This window comes from Caballeronia sp. A2-2, assembly GCF_057612605.2.
Window position 1 is genome coordinate 212618 of record NZ_JBVFIR010000005.1, and the last position, 11997, is coordinate 224614.

Genomic DNA, 11997 nt, shown 5'->3' on the forward strand with positions numbered 1-11997 from the left:
TCGTTAGAATAGGAAAAGTTGAATTTCATGACGTGAACATTCAGTTTTTCTGAACTTGGACAGGGACATGCGAGAGATCAGTCTGGACCGCTTGCGCACTTTGATCGCCATTGCCGAACGTGGCTCGTTTGCCGATGCCGCACGCGCGTTGAATCTTGCGCCGCCGACGGTCAGCCTCCATGTCGCGGAACTTGAGGAGCGCATCGGGGCACCGCTTCTGTCACGCAAGCGTGGACAGGTCAAACCGTCGGCGATAGGCGAGGTGCTGGTGGAGCGCGCGCGTCGGCTGCTCGCGGATGCGGAGCAGGCGCTCGACGACATTCAACGCCAGGTGCAGGGGTTGGAAGGGCGCGTGCGCCTCGGTGCTTCGACTGGCGTGATCGCGTATCTGTTGCCGCAGGCATTGCACGTGTTGCGGCAGGATCATCCCGCGATCGATATTCAGCTTGCGGTGCTTACGTCGCACGAAACGCTGTCCCGGCTTGCGGATGGAACGCTGGATGTCGGGCTGGTTGCGCTGCCTCAGCCACCCGTGGCCGGGCTTGTGATCAAGCCTTGGCGTCGTGACCCAGTGATGGCTTTCGTGCCCGCGCATTGGCGATGCCCCGCACGCGTCACGCCGGAATGGCTCGCTGCCCAGCCGCTTATTCTCAATGACGCAACTACCCGTCTTTCGCGCCTGACGTCAGAATGGTTCGCGGCGGCGGGGCATCATCCTGTGCCGCGTATTCAGCTCAATTACAACGATGCGATCAAGAGTCTCGTGGCGGCGGGTTATGGGGCGGCGCTTTTGCCGCATGAGGCCATGACGCCGTTACCCGGCGAGCGCGTCGTCATGCGGCCGTTGCGGCCGGCGTTGTGGCGTCGGTTGGGGATTGCGCATCGTGTTGGTCATGTCGAGCGTGCGACTCAGCACGTGGTTGATGTGTTGTGGGATTTGCGGTTGGGTTAGGTGTGTTTGTTGTTCGAGGTGTTGGATAGTGCCGCGTTTTGTCGTGCAAGGGGCTGCTGTTGTTGGTGCTTTTATTGCAGTAGCCGCCTCCCCGGCGGGGGGGTAACTTTCTTTGCTGCTGCAAAGAAAGTCACCAAAGAAAGCAGCTTTTTACCCCATGCACGATGGCTGGAGAGGGTTGGTCTGGATTAACAGATACAGTGGCCGCAATAGGACGTGCCACGCATATCGAGTCGCTTAGGCAACCTCGCGATTTCGCGCTCGAATCATTAAGCCTATGTGGACCGCAGTCATTCTTTCGGCCATGCGCTTCGCGCGCCGAGAACGTAAGAACGGAATCCCGCAGCGTATGAGTGCCCAGCCACATCACGCCACATCGCACCTCTCCCATTGGGCCCTACCTTGGTAAGCGCTTCTGGGCAAAGCACGCACACCAACGCAAGTCACCTTTTAGTTGGAGCATTAACCAAGGTAGGACCGAATAGCAATCTTGCGAGGAAGCATGAGGCGGCTGGGCGCTCATATACTGCGGGATTCCGTTCTAAAGCTCTCGGCGCGCGAAGCGCATGGCCGAAAGAATGACTGCGGACCACTAAGACTCAAGGATTCGAGCGCGTGATCGCTAGGTTGCCCACACGCTTAACCAGCCGAGGGACGTCCTATTGCGGCAACTGTATCGTTAATTCAGACCACCCTTTCCAGCCATCGTGCGGAGGGGTAAAAGCTGCTTTCTTTGGTGACTTTCTTTGCAGCAGCAAAGAAAGTTACCCCCCGCCGGGGAGGCGGCTACTGCAATAAAGACACAAACAGAAGCAGCCCCTTCCCCGACCAACCATTCAAATCGGCACGTTTTTCGCAAACAATTAGTCATGCTAGAAATAATTCCATCCATTCAAAACGCGACAAGCGTTTGCCCATAAACGACATACGTTTGTTTCGTGCAACCACATCAGCCAATCTCTGGGATACGATACGTCGATCATTTGACCACCTATAGATCAATTGATCGACCCGACTGATTCTATCGTTTTCTTGGCACGATCAAGCAAACAGGAGAAATAGTTAGCAGCCCGCAATACATAGGACGACAAAGAATGACTAAGAAAAAAGAGTCTTTTATTCATTCGCCACGATATCGCGCCTATTGCGCCTCTCAAGGCGCGGAAGATGTGGAATCGCAATATGCATTGGATGCCGCGAAAAACCCTGCCTTGCCAACACTGCGCTTCATCATGTGGGTGCAAGCGGAAATGGATGTGTGGTGCCGCGAAACCGGAAAATTCCGGCTCACGATGACAAAGGAAGATCAGGAAAGCTTCACGCAATGGCTTGCCAATAGACATCAATAGACCATCTGCATCTCACGGCCGATAAAGAACAATGAATTCAGTACGACTGGTGAGCGTCAAGATTGCTATCGGCGAAAAAACGCAGACAGTTGATTTCGAAGTCAGCATTTGTTCTGGCGAACAGGAAATTTATCGAGCCAGCCTGACTCTGGACGAAGTCACGCACCTGGCCAAGTCCCAAGCCGCAGCAGGAGGCTTGCACGCACTATGTCGCGCGATTGCTTTCTCGAAACCGACGGAATATCGCCTTCTCATAGGGCGTCTTTTCTAACGACTAAGAACAACGAAAAGGAATGAGCAGTGCACGATAGAAATCCCACTTACGCCTACCCTTTGGGCATCAAACCTGCGATTTGGAGAAAGCTCACGCCGTCGCCCGAGCTATGCGCAATGCTCAAGCTCAAAGGCCGTGGCTACTCGCTTTCAGATTCGGCCGCTCTCGCTATTTCGCAGCCGGATGTGGGTTACGTTCTCGGTTTCATCATCAACTATTCTCTGCAGATTCTTGAGCCCCACGCGTGGATTTTCAGGGATGGCGAACACATGGACCCGACTAACGATGCGACCGAATTGACGCATATAGCCCTGTACGTGTGGACCCATAGCGAGTTCAAGGCGCTATCGAAAGCCGAAACCGCGGCTCAAGGATTCTTTATTCCACCGCGAATCACGCCAGAAGGCGTGATTGAATTCACCGAGGCGAAACTAGGTGAGGTGATTTACGACACGGTCGCAGCCAGCCAGCTATACGAAGCAATCACGCAAAACCACAAGCGAATGCGTTGAGGGGATCATTTCTAGGAATCACGCGTCGGTCTCGCACGCGCGCGCCAGTGCCTGCGTGTCGATATATTCGCGGATGTTCGTCAGCTTGCCGTTTCGAACGGTAATGGCGAATATCCAATCGTCTTCGAAGTTATGGTTCGTGGCCTTGATTTTTCCTCGGGCGAAACCGACGACCAAAACCCGGTCGCCCTGCGCGATGAATTCGCGTGGTTCCGTCAAGGAAGTTTCCATCATGTCGGAATGCGTCTGAAGCAAAGCCGCCAATGCCGCGTGCCCGCGATGCGTGCCCGCCAGCGGCCAGTCCTTACCCGGAACGATCCACTCGATGTCTTCGGCAGACAGCGACAGCAAGCCTTGCCTGTCACCGCTGCCGATGGCCGCAAAAAAGTCCTTCACGATCTGAACGTTTTTTTCGATGCTCATCGAAACCTCCGTGCTAGTTAATCGAATTTGACCAAGTCCTTGAAGATCAGTTGTCCCCAGCTATTCCCTTGTCCATGTACGAGAAGTCCGCCTTCCGAAAGCCCGCCGAGTTGGATCGGCGCAAAGCCTAGCTTTTCCGCGAGCGTCCCGATCTCCTTTGCGGCGGCGTCATCATCGCTTGTGAGGAACACGACTCGTCGGCCACCGTGCACAGCGGGGTCTTGTGCCAAGACCGTCGCGCCCAGATGATTGAAGCCCTTGACGAGCTTTGCGCCAGCGAAAGCCTGCTCGACCACGCGGGCGGAAGGCTGGCCGCCGAGTTCCTCGGGAGGCACGCCGTAGGCATTGGTCACATCGACGATGGTCTTTCCCTGCCAGTCAGGCAGCGCACGGGCCACCTCAGAGTGGGCCTTGAACCCTACAGCCAGAAACACGATGTCCGCCTTGACCGCTTCCGCCAGCGTCGTGGGAATGACGGTGGATGCGATCGCGGCCGCAGCGGGCGCAAAGCTCGCCGGGTCGCGCGTGGTGGCAACGGATACTTCGATCCCGCGTCGGGCAAATGCCTTGGCAAGCGCCTGACCGATCTTGCCGAAACCGATGATTGCGTAGCTCATACGTTTCTCCTTGAATGTGTCAGATTTGCGCCAGACCGCCATCGACGGCGACTTCGCTGGCGGTCATGAAGCTGCTGTCCGGCGACGCGAGAAAGACAGCCGCCGCGCCAATTTCGGCCGGATCGGCCATGCGCTGAAGCGGCGTCATCGAGGCGAACATCTTCTGGCCTTCCTCGCCTAGCGCTTCCTTCGCGAGTTCGGTCGCGGTCGCCCCCGGCGACAGCACATTCACGCGGATGCCGGTGCCCTTCAGATCCTCGGCCCAACTCCGCGCGAGGTTGCGCACGGCCGCCTTGCTCGCGCTGTAGACGCTCATGGCGGGCGCGCCCGTGGTCCCGGCACTGGAACCGGTCAGAATGATCGAACCGCCCGCGCTCATCAGCGGCAGCGCCTTCTGAACCGTGAGAATCGTGCCCTTCACGTTGGTGTCGAAGGTTTCGTCGATGTGCCCGGTGGTGATCTCGCCGAGCCGCATCGGGCTTCCCGCTCCGGCATTGGCGAAGACGATATCGAGCGTTCCGCGTTCCGATTTCACCGCTGCGTACAGCCGGTCGAGATCGTCCGGATCGGACACCGAGCCTTTTACTGCGCGGGCGTTAGCTCCAAGTTCGGCGAGAGCGGCATCGAGCGCTTCCTGCCGTCGCCCGAAAACGAAGACAAACGCGCCTTCCTCGATAAAGCGCTTTGCCGCGGCAAGGCCGATGCCGGTAGCGCCGCCGGTAATGACAGCGGTCTTTCCATTCAGTCTGTTCATTTCGTGCGTCCTCCAAAACAAAAGCGAGAAACACGATTCTGACGCGCTTGATTCATGAAGCCAACTGACTGAATATGCATAGATGCCATCTACTTTTTAGATACATCTTCTTATGCTCGATAACGTCACCATCAATCAACTGCGGGCCTTTGTCGCGGTATGCGATCAAGGGAGCTTCTCGGGCGCGGCGAGAGAGTTGCGGCGCGCACAGTCCGCGATCAGTCACGCCATCAACGCGCTCGAAGGTGCCTTCGACGTGCTGCTGTTCGAGCGCAACACGCGCCGAGCGACGCTGACGGCAGCGGGCCGCAGCCTTCTGCCCGATGCGCGCGGCGTGATCGCGCGCACCGAGGAAATGAAGATGCGCGCGGTCTCGATTGCCGACGCCGGAGTTCCACAAGTCTCGATTGCCGTGGATACCTACTTTCCGCGCGCGCATCTGATCGACTGTCTGCGCACCCTTCAGGCTGACTTTCCGACGGTCGCCATCAATCTGCGCATGACGACCATGCAGGGCGGCGAGCGTCTCGTACTCGAAGGCACCTGTGCATTGGCGGTGACGATCATGGACGTGCCGGAACTGAGTCCGGCCACCATCGAAAGGCTTCATTTATGTGATGCGCGGATGGTGACGGTCTGCGCGCCATCGCATCCGCTGGCGGCCATCGCGGGGCCGATCCGGCGGGAGGAGTTTGGCCGGCACATTCAGCTTGTCGTCACCGATAATCAGCCCGACGCGGAGAAGACGCAACAAGGCGTTGCGAGTGAACGTCAATGGTGGGTGAATGACCTCGGTGCGAAGCACGATCTGCTCAGAGGAAGTTTGTGCTGGGGGCACATGCCGCATCACATGGTGGCGGAAGACCTTGAGAATGGAACGCTCGTCGAACTCAAACGGCGCGCGTGGCATATGCGGCCGCTGACCTTCATGGTGTCGCAGCGGCGCGGCTACACGTTTTCCGAATGCGAGAAGCAGCTTGTCGAGATACTTGGGCGTCCTGATCGCGTATCGAGGGAGGCGAGTAAGCGGCCGGTCTCACGCAAAGGCAAGACAAGCGCCAAGGCTCGTCATGCGTGAGCAGCGAACTTCATCGCCTGAGGCAGGTCGATCTGCATCTCGAAGCCGAAGAACTCCGCCATCAGTTGAAGTTGATAGTCCAGAAGGTAAGTCCCGGACTGCACAAAGCATCCGGCAGATGCTGCCCGTTCGAGCAAGCGGGTAATCGGCGGATGCATCACGGCATCGCAGACGAGGGTGGCAGGGTTCAGCCCCGCGCAGTCGAGCGGAAGCGGGTCGTCCGGCTTCATGCCCAAAGGCGTTCCATTGACGACGATATCGAAGCCCGCCGCCACCGCCTGGCCGACGTTCGCCACATGACCCGCCGCCTGAAGCCGCGAGCAGAGCGCGTGCGCGCGCATCGGTTCGATGTCGCAAACCGAAACGCTTTCGACGCCGCCTTCCGCCAGCGCGAACGCGATGGCCGCGCCCACGCCACCACTGCCGACGACGATCGCACGCTTGCCACTTATATCCTTGCCTCGCGCGCCAAGCCCTTTGACGAAGCCGATGCCGTCGAGAATGTCGCCGCACGATGCGCCATCCTCGTCCCATCGGAGAACATTGACCGAGCCGACGAGGCGCGCGCGTTCGGACGGTTTGTCGACCAGCGCCGCGACGGCGGGTTTATGAGGAACGGTGACGATCAGACCGTCCAGATTCCTGACGAGACGCACGCCTTCGAGAAAGGCGCAAAGATCGCGCGGCTGCACGTGAAAGGGAATGCACACGGCATCGATGCCGTTCTCTTGGAATAGCGGCGTCCAGATCGGCGGCGCGAGAACTTGAGCCACAGGATCGCCCACGATGCCGAGTAGTCGCGTCGAACCTGTCGGATTCCTGAGCATCGCGAAATCTCCCGCGCTTCGAATCAATAGAAGACGTGTCCCGCCATCAGGCTTCGCGCGCTTCGGCTGACACTGGCCTTCAGCACATTCCACTGATCGCCGGCTTTTTCCACTTCGGCATCGACCGTGAGCATGCCCGAAGGATGTCCGATCCGAAGCGACGATCCCGCCCAGCCCGACGCATGCGCGATCCGGTGCACGAGCGTGCCCGGCAGCGCGCCCGCGACGCCCATGGTGATCGCGCCCGTGCCGGGAATGGCGTGATGCAATACGCCCATCGACAGCATGCGGACGTTGAGGTCGATCATTGCGTTCGAGATGGCTTTGCCGCTGGACGCGACGTAAGCGGCGGGCGGCGCGACGAACGCGAGCTTGGGCGTGGCCGGGCGAAGACGGCTCGCTTCGTCGGCGCTTTTCGCCAGCTTCATGGCCACTGCGGCATGCGCTCGAATGATCTCGCAGCGCGCCAGCAGCGCGGCATCGTGATTGATCTGGGCCTGCAATTCGTCGCCACGTAGGCCAATGCATCGCGCTTCGACGATCACCGCCGGATTCCCCGCATTGACGAGACTGACTTCCAGCGAGCCTATGCCGGGGATGTCGAGCACATCGGTCACGTTGCCCGTGGGCAGCAGCGCGGCATCGCCCGAACCGCCAGGGTCCAGAAAGTCGATCACGATCTCGGCGGCAGGAAAGGTCACGCCGTCCAGTTCGAAATCGCCGAGTTCCTGGATGTGTCCGTCGCGAATGGGCACATGCGCGTCGATCCTTTTCTGGATTCCGGATTGCCACATCCTGATATGCGCGATGCCATCCGCAGGCATGGGCAGCACGCCGCTATGCACGGCGAACGGCGCGACCGCCGAGGTGAGATTGCCGCAGTTGCCCGACCAGTCGATGAGCGCATCGGCGATCGACACCTGTCCGAAGCAATATTCGAGATCGACGCCCGCCCGGTTCGCCGGCCCGACGATGACGACCTTGCTGGTGCTGGAACTTGCGCCGCCCATGCCGTCGATCTGTTTGCCGTAAGGGTCCGGGCTGCCGAGCACACGCAGCAGAATGGCGTCGCGCTCGGCACCGGGCGGCGGCAAGGCATCGCTGCGGAAGAACACGCCTTTGCTGGTGCCGCCGCGCATGAAGATCGCGGGAATGGAACGTTGAGTCACGTTGATCTCTCTTCGACGTGGGGCGCTGAAGGCGTCGCATCACGCGCGCATAACGACGACATGCGCGCCAACGAGCCCGGCTTTTCGAAATGATGCATGACTTCCAGCAACTCCGCCGCGCGCTCGCCCAGCACCGCGCTCGCGACCGTCATGAACTTTTCGTCGAGATTCTCGCGCGTCATGGGTCGGCCGATGCTGCCGAACGCATGCCCGACATTGTGCGTGAAGCGCTCGCCATCGACCATCTCGAACTCCAGCCGCGTGGCGGTCCGTTCGATGCCGTCCTCCACGACAAGCTGAACGCGCCGCGTGATATCGCGCAGGCGCGGATCGGCGAGTTGCTCGGGCGTAAAGTCGCGCGTGGTCACCGCGCAGCCGTCCAGCCCCAGCGCGATGCAGAAGCCGATGCTGAACTTGCCTTCGGTAGACGTCCTCGGATCGGCAATGCCCGCAATCTTCACCGCCAGCGGATGCACGAAGGCTTTGATCTTTTCGATCTGGCGTGCGCCAACGTGTTGGCGGGCCTCGCGCGCGCCGTCGATCGCGGCGTGCGCCAGTTGACACGCGGCGTACGGCTTGAAGCTGTTGCGCGTGATCTCCCAGCCTTCGTCGAACGAGGGAAGCACGTAGTCCAACGTGCGGTCTTGCAGCAGCGTGTGGATCACGCTCGTCGTGCCATCGAATACGTTGCTGGCGGCCTGCATGCCGTTCGCGGCGAGTTGCACCGCGATGATCGCATCCATGGCCGCCTTGCCCGGATGAAAGGGCTTGGCCATGGTGCCGAAGGAGATCGTCAGGCCGCCCACTTGCGTCGCGGCGAGCCCGAGCGCGTGCGAGATTTGCGCTTCGTCGAAGTCCATCACGACACAGGCGGCCGCCGCCGCGCCGAGCATGCCGAGCGTGGCGGTGGCATGCCATCCGCTATTGTTCAGGCGCACGCCGATGCCGTTGTCACCCAGCCGCGCGGCCACCTCGAAACCCGTGACGTAGGCCTTGAGCAGCGTGATTTCGTCACACTGACGCTGGGCGCCGAGCGCCAGCAGCGTCGCCCAGACCGGACCGCTTACGTGAATGGCGGTCGGAATATGCGTGTCGTCGTAATCGAGACAGTGCGACAGCGTGCCGTTGACGAGCGCGGCGAGCGCCGCGGTGGTCGTGCCGCCCGTGAACATCAGGGCCGCGCCGGGCGTGCGCCATTCCTGCACCAGCGCGCTCACCGCTTTTGCCTCGGGCAAGTCTCGCGCGGCCACGCACACGCCGGTCCAGTCGATCAGGCACTTGCGCGCTTCGTCCATGATTTCCGGCGGAACCGCGCGATGCTTCGTCCCGGCGATATACGCGGCAAGGCGCGCCGTATTCGAATGCAGCGTCATGCAAGGACCTCCTCGTGCGCGCGCAACAGCTTGCGCAGCATGTACGGCAGGATGCCGCCATGACGAAAATAATCGGATTCGATCGGCGTGTCGATCCGGCACAGCACCGTGGTGTCGAGCGTCGTGCCATCGGTGCGGGTGATGCGCAGCGCCAGTTGTTGCCGAGGCGTCACGCCGTCTTCGATGCCGCGCAGATCGAGCGTTTCGCTGCCGTCTAGCGCAAGCGATGCCGCGCTTTCATCGCCGATGAACTGGCACGGAAGAATGCCCATGCCGATCAGATTGCTCCGGTGAATGCGCTCGAAACCGCGCGCGATCACCGCGCGCACGCCGAGCAGCGCGGGGCCTTTGGCGGCCCAGTCGCGGCTCGAACCGGTGCCGTATTCCTCGCCCGCCACCACGATCAGCGGCACGTGTTCTTCGCGATACTTCATGGCTGCGTCGTAAATGGACATGCTTTCGCCGCCGGGCTGATGAACCGTCATTCCGCCTTCCGTTCCCGGCGCCATGAGATTGCGCAGGCGCACATTGCCGAAGGTGCCGCGCATCATGACTTCATGATTGGTTCGGCGTGCGATATAACTGTTGAAGTCGCCCTTGAGCACCTTGTGTCCGGTCAGATAGGCGCCTGCGGGCGAGTCCGGCTTGATGGTCGATGCGGGGCTGACGTGATCGGTGGTGACCGAATCACCCAGCACGGCAAGCAGACGCGCGCCATGCAACGGCCTCACGGCGGGGGGATGCTGCTCGAAGTGCTCGAAGAAGGGCGGTTGCCGGATATAGGTCGATTTCGCGTCCCATTCGAACAGTTCGCCTTGCGGGGCGCTCAGGGCTTGCCAGAGTTCATCACCTTCGGTGAAGTCGGCGTAAAGACGCCTGAAATTGTTCGGGTCGAGCGCGAAACGCATGCTCTCGTCGATCTCTTCGAGCGAGGGCCAGACGTCGCGGAGGAACACGGGCTGGCCATCGCTGCCGAGGCCGAGCGGTTCCGTCTCGGGATCGAAGCCGACCTTGCCCGCGATCGCGAAGGCGACCACCAGTGGCGGACTTATGAGAAAGTTCGCGCGGATCGACTGATGGATGCGCGCCTCGAAATTGCGATTGCCCGAAAGCACCGACGCCACCAGCAGCTTGCCCGCCGCGATCTCTTCTTCGATTCGAGGGTCGAGCGGACCGGAATTGCCCATGCACGTGGCGCAACCATAACCGACGACCTGAAAGCCGAGTTGGTCGAGATAAGTTTGCAGGCCCGCTTCGTTCATATAGGCATTGACGACGCGCGAACCGGGCGTGAACGAAGTCTTCACGTGAGGGTTCGTGCGCAAGCCCTTTTTCACGGCCTTTTTCGCCAGCAGACCGGCCGCGAGCAACACGCCGGGGTTCGATGTATTGGAACAGGATGTGATCGCCGCCAGCACGATGTCACCGTGTTCGAGCTTGCGTATTTCATCGGATTCGACCGGGGCGGTTTGCTCATCGATCAAGTCTTTTACGCGCGCTTTCAGTCCGGTCAACGGCACCCGGTCTTGCGGACGGCTGGGACCGGCGACACTCGGCACGACCTTGCCCAGATCGATTCGGATGACGGCGGTGTAATCGAGCTGACCGGCACGCGGCATGCCGAACATTTCCTGCGCTTCGAAGTAGGCGCGCAGTTGGGCGAGTTCCGCTTCGGTTCTGCCTGCCGAACGCAGATAGGCGATCGTCACTTCATCGACCGGAAAATAGGCTGCGGTCGGTCCATATTCCGGCGCCATGTTGGAGAGCGTGCAGCGGTCCGGCGCGGGAAGACGCGCTGCGCCATCGCCGAAAAACTCGACGAACTTGCCGACCACCTTGTGCGCCCGCAAGGTTTCGGTCAACGTCAGCACGAGATCGGTGGCGGTGACGCCGGGACGCAGCGTGCCCGTCAGTTCCACGCCGATGACATCCGGTATCAGCAGATACACCGGCTGTCCGAGCATGGCGGCTTCGGCTTCGATGCCGCCCACACCCCAGCCCAGCACGCCGATGCCGTTGACCATCGAGGTATGGCTGTCGGTGCCGACCAGCGTATCAGGGAAGAACACGCCGTCTTTTTGCCACACACCGCGCGCGAGTTGTTCGATATTGACCTGATGAATGATGCCCACACCGGGCGGCGTGATGCGAAAGCCTTGAAAAGCGCCAGCGGCCCATTTGAGGAACTTATAACGCTCCTCGTTGCGGCGGTATTCCTCCATCATGTTGTAGAGCAGGGCGTCCGCGCTTCCGGCGCGCTCCACCTGAATCGAATGATCGACGATCAGATCGACCGGCACGACCGGTTCGATCAGCTTCGGTGGAAAGCCGAGCGCCCGAGTGGCATCGCGCATGGCGGCGAGGTCCGCCAGAAAGGGAATGCCCGAGGCATCCGGCGCAATCAGGCGCGCCACGACGAACGGTATTTCGTCGTTTCTCGGTGCGTTCGGCTGCCAGCCTGCGAGCGCGCGCACGTGATGCGCTTCGACCGCAGCGCCATCGGCATTGCGCACCAGCGATTCGAGCACGATGCGCAGCGAAAAAGGCATGCGCGACAACGAACCGCCCAGGCTTTTGGCAAGTGCCGGCAGCGAGTGGAACCGGCCCGCCGTGCGTCCGTCGATGCTGAGATCGCGCAAGGTATCGAAACAGGAAAGCGCCATGGCGAC

At 60.6% G+C, this 11997-nt stretch carries 12 protein-coding genes; 5 read left to right on the forward strand and 7 right to left on the reverse strand.

Features of this window, described 5'->3' with window-relative positions:
• The first annotated feature begins 67 nt into the window (after positions 1-67).
• The 4 genes from ACZCWR_RS35125 (at position 68) to ACZCWR_RS35140 (ending at position 3087) form a co-directional block, all read left to right on the forward strand.
• Positions 68-952 (forward strand): LysR family transcriptional regulator, encoded by an 885-nt coding sequence (locus tag ACZCWR_RS35125; protein WP_487306875.1) that lies wholly within the window; start codon positions 68-70, stop codon positions 950-952.
• Between the two features lie 1094 nt (positions 953-2046).
• Positions 2047-2301 (forward strand): hypothetical protein, encoded by a 255-nt coding sequence (locus ACZCWR_RS35130; RefSeq protein ID WP_487306876.1) that lies wholly within the window; start codon positions 2047-2049, stop codon positions 2299-2301.
• Positions 2302-2332: 31 nt separating this feature from the next.
• Positions 2333-2572: a hypothetical protein gene (locus ACZCWR_RS35135; protein ID WP_487306877.1), complete on the forward strand. Its 240-nt coding sequence runs from the start codon at positions 2333-2335 to the stop codon at positions 2570-2572.
• Between the two features lie 119 nt (positions 2573-2691).
• On the forward strand, positions 2692-3087 hold the full coding sequence (locus ACZCWR_RS35140) for a hypothetical protein (RefSeq protein ID WP_487306878.1): 396 nt from the start codon (positions 2692-2694) through the stop codon (positions 3085-3087).
• Between the two features lie 18 nt (positions 3088-3105).
• On the opposite strand, the gene ACZCWR_RS35145 is transcribed toward ACZCWR_RS35140, so the two are convergent.
• Genes ACZCWR_RS35145 through ACZCWR_RS35155 form a run of 3 tightly spaced genes read right to left on the reverse strand, consistent with a single transcriptional unit; the run spans position 3106 to position 4881 of the window.
• Positions 3106-3510 carry a nuclear transport factor 2 family protein gene (locus ACZCWR_RS35145; RefSeq protein ID WP_487306879.1) on the reverse strand — a complete coding sequence of 135 codons (405 nt, stop codon included), beginning with the start codon at positions 3508-3510 and terminating at the stop codon, positions 3106-3108.
• Positions 3511-3527: 17 nt separating this feature from the next.
• Positions 3528-4127: an NADPH-dependent F420 reductase gene (locus ACZCWR_RS35150; RefSeq protein WP_487306880.1), complete on the reverse strand. Its 600-nt coding sequence runs from the start codon at positions 4125-4127 to the stop codon at positions 3528-3530.
• A 19-nt stretch (positions 4128-4146) separates the two neighbouring features.
• A complete protein-coding gene (locus ACZCWR_RS35155; RefSeq protein ID WP_487306881.1) occupies positions 4147-4881 on the reverse strand; it encodes an SDR family NAD(P)-dependent oxidoreductase in 735 nt (244 codons plus the stop codon).
• A gap of 112 nt (positions 4882-4993) precedes the next feature.
• Here ACZCWR_RS35155 and ACZCWR_RS35160 point away from each other — a divergent pair, with 112 nt between their 5' ends.
• Positions 4994-5959, forward strand: coding sequence for a LysR family transcriptional regulator (locus tag ACZCWR_RS35160; RefSeq protein ID WP_487306882.1), 966 nt, complete (start codon positions 4994-4996; stop codon positions 5957-5959).
• Here the strand turns inward: ACZCWR_RS35160 and ACZCWR_RS35165 are convergent.
• Genes ACZCWR_RS35165 through acnA form a run of 4 tightly spaced genes read right to left on the reverse strand, consistent with a single transcriptional unit; the run spans position 5950 to position 11991 of the window.
• Positions 5950-6786 (reverse strand): shikimate dehydrogenase family protein, encoded by an 837-nt coding sequence (locus tag ACZCWR_RS35165; protein ID WP_487306883.1) that lies wholly within the window; start codon positions 6784-6786, stop codon positions 5950-5952. The genes ACZCWR_RS35160 and ACZCWR_RS35165 overlap by 10 nt on opposite strands.
• Before the next feature lie 23 nt (positions 6787-6809).
• Complete coding sequence (prpF, locus tag ACZCWR_RS35170; RefSeq protein ID WP_487306884.1) at positions 6810-7955, reverse strand: 2-methylaconitate cis-trans isomerase PrpF; 1146 nt, start codon at positions 7953-7955, stop codon at positions 6810-6812.
• The gene (locus ACZCWR_RS35175) at positions 7952-9328 is read right to left on the reverse strand and encodes an MmgE/PrpD family protein (RefSeq protein ID WP_487306885.1); all 1377 of its coding nucleotides are present in this window, start codon (positions 9326-9328) and stop codon (positions 7952-7954) included. Before ACZCWR_RS35175 ends, prpF begins: the two co-directional genes overlap by 4 nt.
• Positions 9325-11991 (reverse strand): aconitate hydratase AcnA, encoded by a 2667-nt coding sequence (gene acnA / locus ACZCWR_RS35180; protein WP_487306886.1) that lies wholly within the window; start codon positions 11989-11991, stop codon positions 9325-9327. Before acnA ends, ACZCWR_RS35175 begins: the two co-directional genes overlap by 4 nt.
• Positions 11992-11997 lie beyond the last annotated feature (6 nt).